Source organism: Corallococcus praedator (assembly GCF_003612125.1).
Taxonomy (GTDB): Bacteria; Myxococcota; Myxococcia; order Myxococcales; family Myxococcaceae; genus Corallococcus; species Corallococcus praedator.
On record NZ_RAWI01000198.1, the window covers coordinates 1 to 17,436 of the forward strand.

Here is a 17,436-nt window from a genome sequence, read left to right on the forward strand (position 1 = left end):
GCGCGCGGGGGAGCGCCCGCGGCCCGGGCGCACGCGAGGTGCCGGGGGGTGGACGACACGCCCTTCGACCCCGAACCGCTGGAGGAGGCCCTGGAGGACCGCGTGGTGCTGGACGCGCCCGCGGACACCTTCGAACCCGTGCAGTTCGCGCTCAAGACGCTGTTGGACCGGTTGAGCGCGCGGCTCTCCGGACGGCAGCGGGCGGCGGTGCGGCTCACCTTCGTGCTGCGCCTGGACCCCACCGGCGAGGCCCAGGTGCCCCTGCTCCTGGCGCGGCCCACGGCGCGGGCGAAGCTGCTGCTGGAGCTGGCCCGGCACCGGCTGGGAGAGCTGCGGCTGGAGGCCCCGGTGGCGGAGGTCGCGGTGCGGGTGGACGCGCACGACGTGGACCTGGGCCAGCAACTGGCGCTGGGGGATGAGCCGGAGGGGGACGCGGCCCTGGAGGGCGTGCTGTCGCGGCTGGCGACGACGTTGGGGGAAGAGGCGCTCTTCTCCGCGTCCCTGGAGGCCGCGCACCGGCCGGAGGCGGCGCATGGCGCCCGGGCGTTCCATCCCCCGGAGGCGCGGCGCGGGCTTCTGTCCACGGCGGAGCCGGAGGGCCCCGTCACCGTGTGGCGCGAGGCCGGCGCGGCCCGGGAGCGGCCCTCGCGCCTGCTGGAGCGGCCGGCGCGGCTGGACGCGGAGGTGGCGGCCTCCGGGGCGCTGCTGGCGGCGCGGCTCGCGGGCAAGCGGCACCGGGTGACGGCCATGGCGGGCCCGGAGCGGCTGGGGGGCGAGTGGTGGACGGACACGCCCTACCAGCGGGACTACTACCGCGTGCACTTCGAGGGCCTGGGGCCTGCCTGGGTGTTCCGGGATGGACGGGATGGCGGCTTCTATCTGCAAGGCTTGTTCGATTGAGGAGGAGGCCGGCGCGGTCCCGGTGGAGGCCCTGGCGCTTGTGGCCTAGCGTGAGGGGATGCGCACCGCCCGAATCCTTCCGGCCCTTGTCGTGTCCGTCGTCCTCACGGCCTGCGCCGCCCCGCAGGTGCGGCCGCAGGGAAGCATCCGCAAGGTGGTGGTGGTGGCGGGCTCGCGCGTGGACGTGCTGCCGTCCGGTTCGTTCCGCCAGGACATGATTGGTGAGAGCAACCCGCGCACCGTCATCGCGCGTCAGGCGGAGGCGGTGCTCGCCGAGCGCGGCTTCGAGGTGGTCGCCACGCGCCAGTCCCAGGCCCCGGTGCCGCTCACCGACGAGGTGATGTCCTTCATCCAGCAGAACAAGGCGGAGGCCGGCGTGGTGGTCATCCTGGACTGGCTGGACACGTCGGGCGCGGCGGTGATGGGCCGGGTGGACGTGGTGTTGCGCCTGGGCGTGGTGGACCCCGCCGGGCAGGTGCTGTGGACGGACACCTTCCGCTCCCAGCCCGTTGTCAGCATGTATCAGGCCCAGGGGGACTGGAATTCGTTCCTGCGCCGCGCCGTCATCGACGCGGTGCAGGTGGTGCCGTGAGCCCCGGCCTCCGGAGCATCTCCTCCCGCGCGAAGAGGGGGGCATGCGGATCCTGGTGACGGGGGCGGCGGGCTTCATCGGCGCCCACGTCTGTGAACGGTTGCTCGCGCGCGGTGACTCGGTGGTGGGCCTGGACGCGCTGGACGCGGCGCCGGGGGACATGGCGCTGCGGAGCGCGCGCCTCGCGAGGCTGTCCGGAACGCGCGGCTTCACCTTCCTCGCCGGGGACATCACCGACGCGGCCCGGCTGCGCGAGGCGTTCGCGCTCTCACGCCCGGAAGGCGTGGTGCACCTGGCGGCGCGCGTGGGCGTGCGGGCCCCGGACGCGGAGGCCCCGGCGTACGCGGACACCAACGTGACGGGCTTCGTGCGCGTGCTGGAAGGCTGCCGCGAGGCGAAGGTCGCGCACCTGGTCTACGCCTCCTCCAGCTCCGTGTACGGCGCGGCCACGCCCGTGCCGTTCCGCGAGGACGCGCCGGTGGATCAACCGCTCAACCTCTACGGCGCCACCAAGCGCGCCAACGAGCTGATGGCGCACGCGTACAGCCACCTGCACCGGCTGCCCACGAGCGGCCTGCGCTTCTTCACGGTGTACGGGCCCTGGGGCCGCCCGGACATGGCGCCGCTCCTGTTCCTGCGCGCGCTGGCGCGGGGCGAGCCCCTGGTGCTGCACGGCGACGGGCGGATGCGGCGCGACTTCACCTTCGTGGACGACGTGGCGGAGGCGGTGCTGCGGGTGCTTGATCGGCCTCCGCAAGGAAGCCCGCCCCAGCGCCTGCTCAACGTGGGCCATGGCGAACCCGTGGCGCTGGGGGACTTCGTGGCCCTGTTGGAGCGGCACTGGGGCACGCGTGCCCGCGTGACGTCCGTGCCCGCGCAGGCGGCGGAGATGGTCTCCACCTGGGCGGACACCTCCCGCCTGGAGCAGGAGACGGGCTTCCGGCCCAGCGTGTCCGTGGACGAGGGCGTGGCCCGGCTGGTGGCGTGGTACCGCCCGTGGGCGGAAGCGGCCGCCGGACGTTGAAGCACCGGGGACGCTGAAGAAAAGGCGACGGGCGTCGCCCGAGGCACTTGATGGCCCCGGCCGACGCCCGTTCCCACGAAGAAGACTCCTACCGTCGGCGTGAGACGGCTACGGCATCACCGCGAGGAAGCCCTGCGCGAAGGTGTTGTTGTCCTCGCGCAGCTCCATCACCGACCGCTGCGAGTCCACGATGGCGCCGATGTAGAACAGCCCGACGCCCGAAGAACCGGGCGGCGGGATGGCGCGGGTGCTGAGCTGGCGCGTCGTGCACTGCTGGGGCTGCAGCGTGCCCAGGTTCACGAAGCCCAGGGACACCTGGACCGAACCCATGGTGACGTCCTGCGGGAACTCCAGGACGGAGCTGTTGGACAGGAACAGCTCCAACTGGCCCGCGCTGGTGCCCGCGGTGGTGGTGCCCTGGTTGCAGACCTTCACGGTGGTGATGAACAGGTCGTTGTTGCGCACGGAGAACGGCGCGGTGACCTGCGTGATGATCAGGTCCGGTGCGTTGCCCACGCCGATGCGGCCGCGCACGAACGTGTTGTTGTCCGTGCGCAGCTCCTGGTCCATGTAGGACGACACGGGCAGGATCGCGCCCAGGAACAGGGGCGACTCCGGCAGGGCGGCCATCGGCAGGGAGACGGAGACGGGCTCGTCCACCAGGGCGCACGCCTGCGGTTGCAGCGAAGGGACCTGCATCATCCCCAGCCGGGACCGGGTGGGGAACTGCTCCATGCCGTCCTGCGGAGGTACCGGCTCCGGCAGCACGGACTCGGTGGAGAGGACCAACTCCACGGGCTGGGACGGGGAGGACGCCGTGCCCTGGTTGCAGACGGTGACGGGCGCCCGCAGCGTCCCGTTGGACGTGACGCTGGCCGGTCCGCCCAGGGCGGTGATGACCAGGTCCGGCCGGTAGCCCACGCCGATGCGCGCGCCGACGAAGGTGTTGTTGTCCTCGCGCAGCTCGTAGAAGTAGCGGAGCGTGTCGACGGCGGCGCCCAGATGGAACGTCTGGGTGTCCGGGTTGCCGGCGACATTCAGGTTGCCCTCCACCGGGAGCGACACGCAGGCCCCCGCCTCCAACGGCGCCACCTGGGCCCAGCCCGACGGCTCCGGGTAGGACGGTCCGTACTGCGCCGGCATGGACAGCATGGGCACGCCCAGCACGTAGAGATCCACGCGCGACTCGTAGAAGACGTCCTGCGTGCCCTGGTTGCAGACGGTGACGTTGGCGGTGAAGGACTGCCACGGGTGGGCGCTGGTGGGGCCCGTCACGTCCGTGACGACCAGGTCGGGGCCATAGCCCACGCCGATCCGCCCGAGCACGAAGACGTTGTTGTCCTCGCGCAGCTCGAACAGGTTCTGGAAGCGATCCACGGTGGCGCCCACGTACACCGGCTGCACCTGCGGTCCCCACCCTCCGTAGGCGGACACCGTCGCGGACGGGCTCGCGCACTGGCCGGGCTCCAGCCGGGGAACCGGCAGGGTGCCGAACTCCTCCTGGCCGCTGCCGTACGGGGGCGGTCCGCCCCAGGCCGGAGGCGAGTTCCAGAGGTCGTCCTGGGACAGCACGAACGCCACGCTCGCGGGCGACGAAGGCTCATTGCCCACGTTGCAGACGCGCGCGGAAGCGAAGAACGGCAGGCCGGGCTCGAAGCTGGGAGGCGCGTCCATCGCGGTGATGATCAGATCCGGTCCGGAGCCCAGGCTGATCCGCCCCGCCATCCGGGTGTTGTTGTCGCGGCGCAGCTCCTGCTGGCCGTACCAGGTTCCCGGATTGACCAGGGCCCCTACGTACAGCGGCTGCTGGGGGCTGGTGCCGGAGGGCCGCCAGGCCGAACCGGTGACCTCCCGCGTGATGCACGCCCCGACGCCCAGCGAGGGCACCGGCACGCTGTTGACCAACGCCTGGGTGGGCGGCGGCGGCCCGCTCGGGCCGTAGGGCGGGGGCACGAACAGCGAGGGTTCGGAGGACAGGTACACCTCCACGATGGTGCTGCTCGACAGGTCGTTGCCCACGTTGCAGACCCGCACGGAGGTGGTGAAGGGGCTGCCGTCCCGCGCGCTGGCGGGGGCCTTGAGCTCGGTGATGGTGAAGTCCGGCTGCATCGACCCCAGGCCCACGCGTCCCGCGGCGAAGCTGTTGTTGTCCCGCCGCGCCTCGAGGTACGTCGTTTCGGCGACGGCGCTCAGGTACACCGGCTGCTCGGGCGGGAACATCGGACCGGAGGCGAAGAAGGTCGCCCGCTGCGCGATGCACTGGCCTTCGTGCAAGGAGGCGCCCGAGTCCGCGCGGCCCAGGAGTTGATAGCCGGGAATCGGGCGCTGGTACGACGGATACAGCACGGGCTGGAGCTCCGGGGCCGTGCTGTGCGTGGACAGGTACAGCGAGACCTCGAAGCCGGGCACGCTGTCGATGCCCGCGTTGCAGACCGTGTAGGTCGCGGTGAAGGACTGTCCGTTGCGCAGGTTCGCCGGGACCTTCAGGTCGCGCAGGACCAGGTCCGGGCCGTACCCCACGCCCAGCTTCCCGAGCGTGAAGACGTTGTTGTCCTCCCGCACCTCCATGCTGGTGCGCTGCGAATCGACGACGGCGCCCAGCGTCAGGACGTGATTCGAAGCCGGGTTCGAAATGGCCTCGTAGGGCAACTGGACCATCCCCTCCACCTGGCGGATCACGCACTCACCCGGGTACACGGGGCTCACGTCCACCGAGCCCACCGGGACCTGGGTCCGCGAATACAAGGGACCGTTCAGGGCCGGAAGCACCACCGCGTCCTCCGTGGACAGGAACAGCTCCAGGCGGGCGGAGTGGGAAGACTCGGTGCCCACGTTGCAGACCTTCGCCTCGGCGGGGAAGAGCCCGGAGCTCCCCGCGGAGTCAGGGGCCTTCAGCGAGCGGATCACCAGATCCGGGCCATGGCCCACGCCGACGAGCCCCTTCACGAAGGTGTTGTTGTCCTCGCGCAGCTCCATGATGTTCTGCATTCCGTCCACGCGCGCGCCCACGTAGAGCGGCGCATCCGGCACGGCGGCCGGAGGCACGCTCACGGAGCCCTGCACCGACACCGTGGAGCACCGTCCGGCCTCCAGTCCCCACACCTGCGCCGAGCCAATGACCGACTCCGTCATGGAGCCAGGGATGAAGGGCCCCGACAGCGTGGGCAGCGTGGACAGGAGCACGTCCACCGTCACGTTGCCGCTCCACTCGGTGCCCACGTTGCACACCCGCGCGGACGCATGGACCCAACCGTAGGGGAACAGGCTGTCCACGCCCGTCACGTCGGTGACCACGAGGTCGGGCTGGGTGCCAATGCTCACCAGGCCCGCGACGCGCGTGTTGTTGTCCTCGCGCAGCTCCACCCGGGTGCCCTCCGGATCCACGATGGCGCCGAAGTACAGCGCCTGCCCGGGTGTGGCCGCCTCCGGAAACTGGAAGGTCGCATCCGTCTGGAGCGCGAGGCACACGCCCGCTTCCATCGACGGCACGTACATGTTCCCCACCTGGAGCTGGGTCGGGGACGAGGGCGAGCCCGGCGCCGGCAGGGACAGCGTGTCCTGGGTGGAGACGTAGAGCGCCACGCTGCTCCCACCCAGGTCGGAGGTCCCCGCGTTGCACACGCGCAGCTCCACGGGGAGGAACTCCCCGGACCGCGCGCTCACGGGGGCCTTCAGCTCGGACACCACGAGGTCCGCCAGGTCACCCACGCCCATCAGGCCGCGGACGAAGCCGTTGTTGAGCTCGTTCACCTCCGCCACGCGCTGGTGCGTGTCGATGAGAGCGCCCAGGTAGAAGGCGTTATCCCCCATCGCGGCGGGGGGCCGCGTCGCGCCCAGGGTCAGCGTGCGGGTGATGCACTCCCCGGGCTCCAGCGCGGGCCCCATGTCCACCGCACCCAACATCACCTGCTGGTCGGAAGGGGGCGCGCCGGGCGGGAGGCCCTGCTGGGTGGGGGTGGTGGACAGCAGGAACTGGAGCATCACGCCGCCGCCGTTGGAATGGGCGGCCTCCGTGCCCTGGTTGCAGACCCGGGCGGAGGCGATGAAGGGGTCGCCCTCGCGGACGTTGGCGGGGCCCTTCACGTGGGTGATGACCAGGTCCGGTCCCTCGGTGAGGGATTGGGACTGGCTTTTCGCGGACGACGTGGCGTCGCTTCCGCAGCCGGTGAATACCAGGGTGCCTGCGAAGAGCAGACACACGCGTCTCCAGGACGGCGTGGGCCGTGACATGGGTACTCCTTTGGGGGTGGGATGCTGGGAATAAATTCAATCAATCCCAACCGAAAACAGAATCCGGCTTTTCCTACTCCCCGGGAAACATGGCCTCCGGCAGGTCCCCTCGCCCCTGGATGACAAATCACCCAGGGGCGCCGCCCGGGGCACATGTGGGCCTCGGCCGGCGCTGGCGTCTCGGGTCAGTACGGCAGCAGCACGAACACGTTGCCGGTGAGGCTGTTGTTGTCCCAGCGCGGATCCTGCCCATACGGGTCCGAACCGTCCGGGACCAGGAAGGCGCTCAGGTACAGGACCTGGTCCACGGAGGCTGCGGTGGGACGCGACGCCAGGGCGGGCACCGGGGGCGTGAGGCACTGGCCCGCGCCGAGGACGGGGACCTGGGTCTGTCCGACGAGGTTCTGTTATTCCACCTGGACATGTCCGTTCGCGACGAGCCACCGCGTGGTGGTGCACGCGCGGGCGAACGGTGCGTCATGCGTCACGAGCAGCAGCGCCCCGGGGTAGTCGCGCAGCGCCGCCTCCAGCCGCTCGATGGACGGCAGGTCCAGGTGGTTGGTGGGCTCGTCCAGCACCAGGGCCCAGGCGTGCTGGCCCAGGCCGCGCGCCATGAACAGCTTGCGCGCTTCGCCCGGTGACGGCTGCTCGGACGCGAGCAGCCGGTGGGGATCCACGCCCAGCGCGGCCACCAATGACATCACACGCCCGCGCTCCTCCGGGGGCAGCTCGCGCACCGCGTCGAGCGTGGCGCGGGCCTCGGCCTCGCCCAGGTCCTGCGGCAGGTACAGGAGCCTCTCCTGGGGCACGCGGGACTGCTCCAGCAAGGCCTTGAGGAGCGTCGTCTTGCCGGCGCCGTTGGGGCCCTCGATGCGGATGCGCGCCTCGCGGTCCACGTCCAGCCGCGTGGGGCCCAGCACCTCCACGTCGCCCGCCTTCAACCCCGGCGTGTCGAACGTGAAGAGCCATGGGTTGGGCGAGCGCACGTAGTCCACGAACACGGAGCGGCCCACCGTCTTGTCCACGGTGAAGGTGCCCACCGCGGCCTCGGCGCGCTCCAATTCGCGGCGCTTCACGGTGACCTGGTGGCCCAGGCGGGCCTCGGCCCAGCTCGCGAGCGTGGAGGGCCCCAGTCCTCTCGCGTCGCTGTCGTACTTGTTCCTCATCCGCCGGCCGGTGCTGCGCGACAGGGTGGCCCCTTCGTGCTCGCGCCGCGTCCGGTCCAACTGCTGCGCCGCGCGATCCCGCTCCGCCTTCGTCTGCTGGTGGGCGGCGACCTCCGCCTCGCGCTCCGCCTCCCAGTGTCCGCGCGCGGCGGAGTAGGCGCCGGGATACAGGTGCGCGCCCCCGCCGTGCACGCGCAGGGTGGCGTGGGTGAGCGTCTCCAGCAGCTCCCGGTCATGGGACACGACGACGCCAATGCCCCGGAAGCGGCGCAGCGCGGACACCAGCCACGCCCGGCCTTCGGCATCCAGGTGGTTGGTGGGCTCATCCAGCAGCAACACGTCCGGTTCGCGCGCGAGCGCCGCGCCCACCTGCCACCGCTTGCGCTCCCCCGGGGACAGCGTGGGCCAGCGCGACAGCGCGGTGACGTCCAGGCCCAACTGCCCGTGGAGCCTGCGCGCCAGCGCGTCGTACGCCTCCGCGAACGCGGCGATGTCCGGCGTCAGGGCCTCCACGCCCTGCGGACACAGGCACACGAGAGGCGAGGGCGGGTCGAACACGAGCTGTCCCGACGTGGGCGTCAGCTCCCCGGACAGCAGGCGCAGCAGGGTGGACTTGCCGGCGCCATTGGGGCCGACGAGGCCCGTCCAGCCGGGGGCGAGGTGGAAGTCCACGTCGGTGAGGACGGGGATGGCATCGGTGAAGGCAAAGCAGACGCGCTGCGCGCGAAGGGAGGGCGAGGGCATGTGAAGCGACTCCTGAATCCGGATGCCAGCGCACACGCCCATCAGGACGCGCGGCGGCGGGGTACAGCCAGGGACCGGGGTTTCAGGCGTGCAGCTTCAAGGGTGGAGCGACCTCGCGTGGGGGAAGACCTGTGACGTCCTCCCGCGTGCACAACGAACAACGCGGCTTCGGGTGAAGCATGCGGCGCGGCCCGGGCGGAGTGCAAGCCCGTCGCGCCGTGGATGCGGGCACCGACAGCGAAACCCTCGGTGCCCTGACAACGATTCCCGGGCTTCGCGTCGCGCCATGGGGGGGATTGTCAAAGCCGGAATAATCAGGCAGTCCCGGACTCGCCAACAGAGGGGGAAGTACCATGCGGTTGTGCAAGGGGCTGCTGAGCGGCCTGTTCTTCGTTGTCTCCAGTTGTGGTCCCACGACGCCGGAAGAGCCGGCGCCCGAGAAGGCTCCAGCCCAGGCCCAGGCCGAGCGGCTGGCGGCGGAGCGCGGCTTCGACCTGCGGGAGGTGACGCTGGTCCTGAACGAGAAGGGGGACCGGCACGCGCTCCACTACCGGGGCGTGCCCGTCTTCGGCCTGGAGGCGAAGACGACGGAGGGCCAGACGCTCTTCTCCAACGTCCGCTTCGAGTCGGCGGGCGCGGTGGAGACGGAGGCGCGCATCACCGAAGCGCAGGCCCGGGAAGCGGTCCTGGCGGAGCTGAAGGACTCCAGCGCGAAGGTGGACAGCGCGCGGCTCGTGCTGCTGCCTGGTGAGGAACTCCGGCTGCGCGAGGGGGCCGCCCCGAGTGTCAGTGGCCACCGCAACGCGGAGGACTTCGAGCGGGTGGTGACGGAACTGCGGCTCATCTACCGGCTGAAGCTCACCACGGGCGGGAATGCGCGGGGCTCGCGACGCGGGTGGAGCGCGCAGGTGGATGCCCGCACCGGCGAGGTGCTGCGTCTGGAGCCGATGGAGCACACGGGTGTGAGCGTGGTGTTCAAGAAGGGGACGGCCTATGGCTACTACTCGGGCAGGACTGGCATCCCCGTGGCCTACGACTCCCTGAGCCGGGAGTACTTCCTGCAGGACACGCGCTCCAATGTCTACATGGCGTATGTCCCCGCGGGGAGGGGCGGAACGTATGATGAGTTCGCGGGCCCGGACGCGAGCTTCGGCAACGGACTGCTCTACAGCGGCGGCAGCCTGGGAACCCTCGGCGCCAACGGCGAGACCGCGGGGGTGGATGCCTACTCCGCCGTGAACCTGGCGTGGTCCGTCTACGAGACCTTCCTGGGGCGCAATGGCCCGTCCGGCAACGGCACGCCCTTCGAGGTCCGGGTGCACCTGCCCAACGAAAACGCCTTCTATTACCCCAGCGCGGACGAGCCCGTCCTGGGGTTCGGCTATCGCAGCCTCACGTCCAGCCCCAAGGCCCCCATGACGACCACGGACATCGTGGGTCATGAGATGGGCCATGACTTCTTCGCCCGGGAGCTGGCGGGAGACCCCACGGACCTTCCGAAGGAGCTCTCGGAGCAGGCCGGGATGAACGAAGGCTCGGGGGACATCTTCGGTTTCATCACCGAGCTGCTGCGCGACGCGCAGCGGGCATCGCCGCCGTCGACCAACCTGGACGCGGTGCCGCTGAAGCAATCGAACCTCGACTCCGCCGAGGAGACAGGCGTCGTCTCTCGCAACCTCCTCACGCCGGTGCTGCCGGAGTGGTACGCCGGCATTGGCCAGGAGGACGAGCACTTCTCCGGAGGTCCCCTGAGCCGGATGTTCGTGCTCCTGGCCTATGGCTGCAGCATCTACCCCCAGAGCCCCTTTCACTGTTCCCTGGCGCCCGAGGGCTTCGGTGGCCTGGGGCCCACGGAGGCGTTCCGTGTCTGGGCGCTCGCGGTGCAGTTGATGCCCCTGGGGTCGGACTACGTCCAGGCCCGCCAGGCGGCGCTTGCCGCCGCGACCTCGCGGGATGGCGTCCAGGGCGGCCCCCGGATGAAGGCCGTGGCCGGTGCGTTCGCGGCCATCAACGTGGGCTTCAAGGTGGACACGGTGCCGCCCCAGACCACGCTGAGCTGCCGGCAGGTGAACCAGGACATCGAGTGCACCGGCACCATCACCGACGCGGAGGTTCCGGACAAGTACAGCACCGCGCCGCGCCTGGTGGTGGATGGCGGCACGCAGATCAAGACGCTGTCCGGCTGGCAGTTCACGCAGACCCTGCCGGGCGCGGGGCTGGCGGGCGGCAACCACACGATCCAACTCCAGGCGTGGGACTTCTGGCAGAACCTGGCCACGAGGACGGTGACGGTCACGCTGGACAAGACCCCGCCCACCGCCACCATCTCCCGTTCCGGTCCGCCGAAGCAGCCCCTCTTCTCCGTCACGCCGGTCGATCCTTCCGGCATCCGCGTCGTGGAGTTCGGCGAAGGCTCCCAGGTGCAGTACGGGGTGTTCGTCCCTCCCTACGAGCAGGTGCTGGACACCTCCACCTGGACCGACGGCACCCATGACGTGCTCATCAAGGTCACCGATGAGTTCCTGAACGTCGCCGTCTTCCATGAAGCCCTGAAGGTGGACAACACGCCGCCGACCGTGACGATGACGGTGGGGACCGGTCAGGAGGCCCCCTTCAACGTGGACGTCACGGTGAGCGATCTCTCGGCGGTGGCGCGGGTGGACTTCAAGGTGGACGGGGTGATCTTCGCCACGAGGACGAACGCCTCGACGACGTACCAGGCCAGCTACATCCCCAATGATCCGCTGGCGCACAACCTCACGGTGGAGGTGACGGACGCCTTCGGCAACAAGGGGACGACGAGCAGGGCGGCGCCGCTCGACCGGACGCCGCCGCAGGTGAGCTTCGTGAAGGAACAGCTGAGCTCGCTGGTGAAGTTGACGGTGGGCGCCTCGGATGGGTGTGGCATCCAGTACCCGTATGCGCTGTATGTGGATGGAGTCCTGGTGGGGCAGCCCACGACGCCGGGGTACGTGTTGCAGTTCGGAGACAGCATGGCGGCGGGCACGCATGCGTTCCAGGCCCTGGTCAGCGACCAGTGCGGCAACACGGCGAACTACCAGACGGTGTTCTTCAAGGACCTCACGCCGCCGGTCATCACGGGCATCGTGAGGGACGACAGCCAGCCGAAGAAGCCGAAGTTCACAGTGCAGTGCACGGACACGGAAGGGGTGCGCCACGTGGAGATGCGGGAGAACGGCGTCCTCCTCCAGACGGACACCACGGCGCCGTATGAGTTCGTGGTGGACACCACGGCCCGGCAGGACGGCAACTCCACGGTGCTGTTCCAGTGCACGGACATCAACGGCGTCTCCAGCACGCCGGAGACGCGCACGGTGACCGCGGACAACACCGGCCCCACGTACAACCTGACCGTCTACGGCGCGGGCCGCTCGTACCTCGTCTCCGCAGGGGCGGTGGCGGATCCGCGCGGCGTCCAGTCCGTCAAGCTCGTGGGTGGGGTGATTCCCGGCTTCACCGTCACGCTGACCCAGGCGCCCTATTCCTACCAGTGGATCATCCCGGGGACCGGGGCCATCCAGACCGACCTGCCGTTCACGGTCGAGGCCAAGGACACGTGGGGGAACAGCGCCGGCAGGGTGCTGTACTGCCGGGTGAACACGGCCTCGACCACGCCGCAGTACCTGAGCTGCTACTCCCTGTGATCAGGGCAGGCCCGGGCGTCGCCTCGGTCGGGCGGCGCCTGGGTCACGCCGCGTGAAGCGCGTTCAACCCTCCGCGGCGCCAGGCGGGAGCGCCCCACTGCGCGTGGGGCGCTTACCGCATGCGGCCGAAAGGAACCGGAGGAGACCCGGGGCTACTCGTCCGACGGGGGCGGCTGCACGCGGCGGGTGGCCGGCATGGGCGCGGTGGCCGTGGCGGCGGCGTTGCGAGCGATCGCCTGGGCGCTCAGCGCGGCGGCGGACGGGTTGCGCGCGGGCAGCCGGGGGGCCTCCGGGGCGGGGGACGCGGTGCCTTCGCGGCCGAAGACGTCCTTGAGCATGGACAGGGTGCCCATCGCGGCGGTGGCCTCGTAGGGGACGAACATCTTGTTCTCGCCCTTGCCCAGCTCCTGGAGGGTTTCCAGGTAGCGCAGCGCGAGCACCTCCGGGGTGGCGCGGCCGGTGTGGATGGCCTCGAAGGTGAGGCGCGTGGCCTCCGCCTTGCCCTCCGCCTCCAGCATGACGGCGCGCTTGTGCCCTTCCGCGCGAGCGACCTCCGCGTCGCGTTCAGCCTCGGCGCGCAGGATGCGGGAGATCTTCTCGCCCTCGGCCTGGAGGATGGCGGCGGACTTGTCGCCCTCGGCCTTGGTGACCTCGGCGCGGCGCTCGCGCTCGGCGGTCATCTGCTTGGCCATGGCGGCCTTGATGGCCTGGGGCGGCTCAATCTCACGCAGCTCCACGCGGGTGACCTTGACGCCCCACTTCTCGGTGGCCTCGTCCAGCACCATGCGCAGCTTGGTGTTGACCGTCTCGCGGCTCGTGAGCGTCTGGTCCAGGGTGAGGCCGCCCATGACGTTGCGCAGGTTGGTCATGGTGAGCTGCTCGATGGCGAGCGCCAGGTTCTCCACCTGGTAGAGCGCGCGGCCCGGATCCACGATCTGGTAGTAGATGACGGAGCCGACCTCCATGTTGACGTTGTCATGGGTGATGACCTGGACGGTCTCGAAGCCCATGACCTGCTCGCGCAGGTCCACCAGCGTGTTGCGCACGATGCGCGTGCCGCTGCGCATCTCCATGGCGCGGGGGCTGTCCATGAAGGGGATGAGGATGTTCAGGCCACTGGAGGCCACGTGGTGGAACTTCCCCAGCCGCTCCACGACCATGACCTTGGCCTGGGGAACGATGCGCACTCCGGTGATGAGCCCGAACGCGACGGCGGCCGCCGCGAAGAGCAGAACAATGGTCAGTCCCATCCTGCGTTCTCCTTCTTCGGTCGCGGCTGAGGCAGCGCGACCTCGTGGGACGCCGACGGGCGTCGCACCCACAACTTGAGTCCTTCGATCTGCTCCACGGTGACGCGTTCGCCCTCGGGCAGGGGGCCCGACAGGGAGCGCGCCATCCACAGCTCGCCGTTGATGCGCACGGTGCCCCCGTGTGGGTCGGACAGCGCCTCCGTCACCACGGCCTCCTGGCCCATCATCGCTTCGACGCCCGTCTTCAAACGCACGGCGTCGCGCATGAAAACGTGTTTGAAGATCGTCCGGGACGCGCCGAAGAGGGCCGCGGACACCAGGGTGAAGACGATGAGCTGACCGTCGAAGCCCAGCCCCGCGCCGGCCGTCAGGGACGCCATCAGGGCCCCCACGGCGAACCAGAGCGTGACGAAGCCGGAGAGCTTGATTTCGAGCGCCCCCAGGACGATCGCGGCAATCAGCCAGAGCTGCCAGGCGGTGGTGTCCATGGGGTCCTTGTTTGGCAGCCGCTTCGCCTTCCTGTCAAACCGGGCGACCGGGCGACAGGAAACAATCGTCCTGGAGGAGGGGTTGCGGGCGAGGACCCCAGGGTCCGCTCTGGGGGAGAGTCCATGCCGTACCTGTCCATCCGTGGCGCGCGACTGTACTACGAAGACACCGGAGGGTCCGGGGAGCCGGTGCTCTTCAGCCACGGGCTGCTTTGGGATTCCCGGCTGTTCCGCGATCAAGTCACGGCCTTGAGGGGCCGCTACCGGTGCATCACGTATGACCACCGGGGGCAGGGGCACAGCGAGCCCCCGCCTGGTGGCTCGGCCATCGACCTGCGCACGGTGTACGAGGACGCGGTGGCCGTCATCCAGGCGTTGGGGCTGGCGCCGTGCCACTTCGTGGGTCAGTCGATGGGGGGCTTCGTGGGCCTGCGGGTGGCCGCGCGGCACCCGGAGCTGTTGCGGTCGCTGGTGCTGCTGGACTCGTCCGCGGCGGCGGAGCTGCCCCTGACGCTGGCGCGCTACCGGCTGCTCACGACGCTGACGCACTGGCTGGGCCTGCGTCCGGTGTTGGACCCCATCATGTCGCTCTACTTCGGGCGCACCTTCATGCGGGATCCGGAGCGCGCCGCGGAGCGGGCCCTGTTGCGCCGGCAGCTCGCGGACAACCCGCGCGAGGTGTGGCGGGCGATGCAGGGGGTCATCCACCGCCGCAGCGTGGAGGGGGAGCTGCACCGCATCGTGACGCCGACGCTGGTGCTGGTGGGCGACGAGGACCTGGTGACGGTGCCGGAGCGGGCGGAGCGGCTGCACCAGCGCATCCAGGGCTCACGGCTCGTGCGGCTGCCCTGTGGCGGGCACATGTGCATCCTGGAGCAGCCGGAGGCGGTCAATGCCGCGCTGCGCGACTTCCTGGAGACGGCGGAGCCGCCCGCCTGGGCACAGGAGATCCGGGGGCTGGGGTGAGAGGGATTGAGGCCCGCGGGGTAGGGTGAAGCCCGGTTGGCGGCCCGCTTCCATCAATGCACACTGCCGCGCACGAGCAGGCCCAAGGCCGCCCCGCCCAGCACGAGCCATGCGGAGTTGAGTCGGAGGCGAACCAGCAACGCACCGCTGACGAGTGCGAGCGCTACCGTCCAACCATCGACCAGCGCCGAGCGACCCAGCTGCCACGTCACCACCGCCATCAGGGCGAGGGATGCGGCATTGACGCCATCCAGCCCCGCACCGGCGATGGGCGAGCGCCGGATGCGCGGCACCAGGGGACCGCTGAGCGCGACAAAGACGAATGCGGGCAGGAAGATGCCCAACGTGGCGAGCCCCGCGCCGGCCGCGCCTCCAACGACATACCCGATGAAGGTGGCCGTCGTGAATACGGGCCCGGGTGTCACCTGGCCCACCGCCACGGCATCAAGGAGTTGTGCCTCGGTGAGCCAGCCCCAGCGCTCCACCAGGTCCGCGCGCAGGAATGCCAGCAGGACGTAGCCACTCCCAAAGAGAACGCTGCCCACCTTCACGAAGAAGAGGAACAGCCCGCCAAGGCTGAAGGGGGCTGCGGCGGTAGCGCCTGCTGCAAGTGCGTGCAGCGTCATGGGCAGGCCCAGGGTGACTCCGTGCCGCGAACCACCGGCCGCCCTCGGCGGGCCCTCGCGGAGCTGTTTCCAGAGCACCGCGCCAGCGCCCGCGAGCACCAACACCAGCAGCTCGTTGACGCCCAACGCGCGGGCCACGGTGCTGCCGAGGGCCAGGGCCGCGAGCGGTCGCGTCTTGAGGGCGGAGCGTCCCAGGCCCCAGAGCGCCTGGAGCACCACCGCGATGATGACAGGCTTGACGCCGTAGAGAATGGCGCCGGTCTCCGGCAGGGAGCCGAAGCGCATGTACGCCCAGGCGGCAACGAGCGTGAGCATCATCGCGGGGAGGATGAAGCAGGCCCCCGCGACCAGCAGCCCAGGCCAGCCAGCGCGGCGGTGTCCCAGGTGAATGGCCAGCTCAGTCGAGTTGGGGCCCGGGATGAGGTTGGTGGCGCCCAGCAGGTCGAGGAACTCCTCCCGCGGCAGCCAGCCACGCCGGCGCACCACCTCGTCCTCCATCATCGCGATGTGGGCGGCGGGGCCACCGAACGCCGTCAGGCCGAGTCGCAGGAAGAGCAGCGCCACCTCTCCAAGCCGGCCCGGCGGCACACGCTGGGCGTCGTCCCCCTCACGCATTTCGCCGCTCCGTGAGCCAAGCATCCACCGGCGGACAAGGAAGCCCACGAGAACGAGGGTACCACCCTGTACCGGGCTGGTTGGAGGACGCTCGCGCCCGGCCAGGGGCCCGGGGCCCGGGGACAACCCATGAAGTCGCCCTCTCGGCGCGCGAAGATCCAATCTAGCGCCTGAACGCCCGCTCAGTATCCTGATCCAGCGTGAGCTACGCCGAGCTGGTGTGCAGATCCCACTTCTCCTTCCTGCGCGGTGCGTCCCATCCCGAGGAGCTGGTGGCCGCGGCGGCGCGGCTGGGCCTGTCCGCGCTGGCGCTGACGGATCAGGACGGGCTTTACGGCGCGGTGAAGGCGCACCTGGCGGCGAAGGAGCACGGGGTGAAGCTGCTCCTGGGCGCGGAGCTGACGCTGGAGGACGGCCCGCCGGTGGTGGTGTACGCCCGTGACGCGGGCGGGTACGCGAACCTGTGCCGGCTGGTGTCCCACAGCCGGATGACGCACCCCAAGGGGGAGGCGGGCCTGCCGTGGCGCAAGCTGGCGGAGCACGCGTCGGGGCTGCTCGCGCTCCTGCCGGGGCCCGCGCCGCTGGAGGCGGTGGCCCCGCTGGCGGAGGCCTTTCCGGGGGCCTTCCATGTCGGCCTCAGCCGCTCGCTGTCGGCGGGGGACGCCGTCCGGGAGGCCCGGGCGGACGCGCTGGCCCGCGCGCTGGGCGTGCCGCTGGTGGTCCACAACGACGTGCACACGCACCACCGGGAGCGCCAGCCGCTGCAGGACGTGCTCACCTCCATCCGGCACGGGGTGACGGTGGATCAGGCGGGCACGCGGCTGTTCCCGAACGCGGAGCGGACGCTGAAGTCCCCCGGGGAGATGGCGCGGCTGTTCGCGGACCGGCCGGAGGCGCTGGCGCGCACGGTGGAGCTGGCCTCCCGCTGTGAGGCGTCGCTGGACGCGCTGCACTACCACTTCCCGGAGGAGGATCTGCCCGAGGGCCGCACGGCGGACACCCACCTGCGGGCGCTGACGGAGGCCGGGCTGCGCACGCGCTACCCGGCGGGCATCCCGCCGGAGGTGACGCGGCAGATTGAGCACGAGCTGCGGCTCATCGCGGCGCTGGACTTCGCGGGGTTCTTCCTGGCGCTGTGGGACATCGTGATGTTCGCGCGGGGGCGGGGGA

The 17,436-nt window shown here is 70.7% G+C and carries 12 protein-coding genes; 6 read left to right on the plus strand and 6 right to left on the minus strand.

Annotation, left to right across the window (positions count from 1 at the left end; translation table 11 throughout):
- The 3 genes from D7Y13_RS23690 to D7Y13_RS23700 form a co-directional block, all read left to right on the plus strand.
- Window positions 1-900, plus strand: a 900-nt coding sequence (locus D7Y13_RS23690) for a DinB/UmuC family translesion DNA polymerase (RefSeq protein WP_439329237.1), incomplete at its 5' end; no start/stop codon positions are given.
- Between the two features lie 58 nt (window positions 901-958).
- The gene (locus D7Y13_RS23695) at window positions 959-1,492 is read left to right on the plus strand and encodes a hypothetical protein (RefSeq protein WP_120583813.1); all 534 of its coding nucleotides are present in this window, start codon (window positions 959-961) and stop codon (window positions 1,490-1,492) included.
- A 43-nt stretch (window positions 1,493-1,535) separates the two neighbouring features.
- The gene (locus D7Y13_RS23700; protein ID WP_120583814.1) at window positions 1,536-2,516 is read left to right on the plus strand and encodes an NAD-dependent epimerase/dehydratase family protein; all 981 of its coding nucleotides are present in this window, start codon (window positions 1,536-1,538) and stop codon (window positions 2,514-2,516) included.
- A gap of 108 nt (window positions 2,517-2,624) precedes the next feature.
- Here the strand turns inward: D7Y13_RS23700 and D7Y13_RS23705 are convergent, their stop codons facing one another.
- The 3 genes from D7Y13_RS23705 to D7Y13_RS23710 form a co-directional block, all read right to left on the minus strand.
- Window positions 2,625-6,746 carry a CARDB domain-containing protein gene (locus tag D7Y13_RS23705; RefSeq protein ID WP_120583815.1) on the minus strand — a complete coding sequence of 1,374 codons (4,122 nt, stop codon included), beginning with the start codon at window positions 6,744-6,746 and terminating at the stop codon, window positions 2,625-2,627.
- Between the two features lie 185 nt (window positions 6,747-6,931).
- Complete coding sequence (locus tag D7Y13_RS48745) at window positions 6,932-7,054, minus strand: hypothetical protein (RefSeq protein ID WP_255425911.1); 123 nt, start codon at window positions 7,052-7,054, stop codon at window positions 6,932-6,934.
- Between the two features lie 99 nt (window positions 7,055-7,153).
- A complete protein-coding gene (locus D7Y13_RS23710; RefSeq protein WP_120583816.1) occupies window positions 7,154-8,656 on the minus strand; it encodes an ATP-binding cassette domain-containing protein in 1,503 nt (500 codons plus the stop codon).
- 353 nt (window positions 8,657-9,009) lie between these two features.
- Here D7Y13_RS23710 and D7Y13_RS23715 point away from each other — a divergent pair, with 353 nt between their 5' ends.
- Complete coding sequence (locus D7Y13_RS23715; RefSeq protein WP_120583817.1) at window positions 9,010-12,321, plus strand: Ig-like domain-containing protein; 3,312 nt, start codon at window positions 9,010-9,012, stop codon at window positions 12,319-12,321.
- 152 nt (window positions 12,322-12,473) lie between these two features.
- Here D7Y13_RS23715 and D7Y13_RS23720 read toward each other — a convergent pair whose 3' ends face one another.
- Window positions 12,474-13,571, minus strand: coding sequence for an SPFH domain-containing protein (locus D7Y13_RS23720; protein ID WP_120537092.1), 1,098 nt, complete (start codon window positions 13,569-13,571; stop codon window positions 12,474-12,476).
- Window positions 13,562-14,059 (minus strand): NfeD family protein, encoded by a 498-nt coding sequence (locus D7Y13_RS23725; protein ID WP_120537091.1) that lies wholly within the window; start codon window positions 14,057-14,059, stop codon window positions 13,562-13,564. The genes D7Y13_RS23720 and D7Y13_RS23725 overlap by 10 nt, the downstream gene beginning before the upstream one ends.
- 123 nt (window positions 14,060-14,182) lie before the next feature.
- Between D7Y13_RS23725 and D7Y13_RS23730 the strand changes: the two genes are divergently transcribed.
- Entirely contained in the window at window positions 14,183-15,025 is an 843-nt protein-coding gene (locus D7Y13_RS23730; protein ID WP_120583818.1) for an alpha/beta fold hydrolase, read from the plus strand.
- Between the two features lie 53 nt (window positions 15,026-15,078).
- Here the strand turns inward: D7Y13_RS23730 and chrA are convergent, their stop codons facing one another.
- Window positions 15,079-16,266, minus strand: a complete 1,188-nt coding sequence (gene chrA, locus D7Y13_RS23735; RefSeq protein WP_120583819.1) for a chromate efflux transporter — start codon at window positions 16,264-16,266, stop codon at window positions 15,079-15,081.
- 200 nt (window positions 16,267-16,466) lie between these two features.
- On the opposite strand from chrA, the gene D7Y13_RS23740 reads away from it, so the two are divergent.
- The coding region (locus D7Y13_RS23740; RefSeq protein ID WP_120630783.1) for a PHP domain-containing protein at window positions 16,467-17,436 on the plus strand (970 nt) is incomplete at its 3' end.

What these genes read in the sequence shown, in the direction of transcription:
- D7Y13_RS23695 (WP_120583813.1), top strand. Translation starts at nt 959, where the DNA reads ATGCGCACCGCCCGAATCCTTCCGGCCCTTGTCGTGTCCGTCGTCCTC.
- D7Y13_RS23700 (WP_120583814.1), top strand. Translation starts at nt 1,536, where the DNA reads ATGCGGATCCTGGTGACGGGGGCGGCGGGCTTCATCGGCGCCCACGTC.
- D7Y13_RS23705 (WP_120583815.1), bottom strand. Translation starts at nt 6,746, where the DNA reads ATGTCACGGCCCACGCCGTCCTGGAGACGCGTGTGTCTGCTCTTCGCA.
- D7Y13_RS23710 (WP_120583816.1), bottom strand. Translation starts at nt 8,656, where the DNA reads ATGCCCTCGCCCTCCCTTCGCGCGCAGCGCGTCTGCTTTGCCTTCACC.
- D7Y13_RS23715 (WP_120583817.1), top strand. Translation starts at nt 9,010, where the DNA reads ATGCGGTTGTGCAAGGGGCTGCTGAGCGGCCTGTTCTTCGTTGTCTCC.
- D7Y13_RS23720 (WP_120537092.1), bottom strand. Translation starts at nt 13,571, where the DNA reads ATGGGACTGACCATTGTTCTGCTCTTCGCGGCGGCCGCCGTCGCGTTC.
- D7Y13_RS23725 (WP_120537091.1), bottom strand. Translation starts at nt 14,059, where the DNA reads ATGGACACCACCGCCTGGCAGCTCTGGCTGATTGCCGCGATCGTCCTG.
- D7Y13_RS23730 (WP_120583818.1), top strand. Translation starts at nt 14,183, where the DNA reads ATGCCGTACCTGTCCATCCGTGGCGCGCGACTGTACTACGAAGACACC.
- chrA (WP_120583819.1), bottom strand. Translation starts at nt 16,266, where the DNA reads ATGCGTGAGGGGGACGACGCCCAGCGTGTGCCGCCGGGCCGGCTTGGA.